The sequence below is a fragment of the Mycobacterium sp. genome (assembly GCF_008709575.1).
Classification (GTDB): domain Bacteria; phylum Actinomycetota; class Actinomycetes; order Mycobacteriales; family Mycobacteriaceae; genus Mycobacterium.
Map to the genome: position 1 here is coordinate 1 of NZ_VYIK01000456.1, position 617 is coordinate 617.

At 67.4% G+C, this 617-nt stretch carries 1 protein-coding gene; it reads left to right on the plus strand.

Going from position 1 to position 617, the window contains the following annotated elements; genetic code table 11:
• Positions 1-580 (plus strand): site-specific integrase (locus F6Q13_RS19565; protein WP_293060034.1); only part of this gene is annotated, 580 nt, incomplete at its 5' end.
• Positions 581-617 lie beyond the last annotated feature (37 nt).

Here is a 617-nt window from a genome sequence, read left to right on the forward strand (position 1 = left end):
CACTGCCGCCGGAGACAGTGACCACCGAGACGCCGCCGCCGCGAGCACCCACCAACACCGCCGTGCCCACCGAGGTGCCCACCGCAACCCCGCCGCCGGCGTCTCAGCAGGCCGTATTCCCGAGCGGGAACGGCACCGCTACCTGACCGCCCAGGAAGTTCACGCCCTCGCCACCGCGTGCGGTGATCAGGGCGATGTCGTGACCATCCTCGCCTACACCGGCCTGCGCTGGTCGGAACTCGTCGGCCTGCGCGTCAAGGACATCGACCTCGATGCCCGCCGACTCTACGTGCGGCGGGCCGCACCCGAGGTCGAAGGTCGCATCGTGATCGGCCCTCCGAAAACCCGCGCCGGCATCAGAACCGTCCCGCTCCCCCAGGTCGTCGTCGACATCTTCAAACGGCGCATCAGCGGCCGTGCCCCCAACGAGCCCGCCGTCACCTCACCCAACGGAACAATGCTGAGGTCCAACAACTGGCGCCGGCACACGCACTGGAACAAAGCCCTCAAGGAAACCGATCTGGCGCCGCTGACGATCCATGACCTGCGCCACACCTACGCCAGCCTGACACGAAAATAACGGTGACCACAAGCTGGTGAGGGCAGGTAGGGGTGAC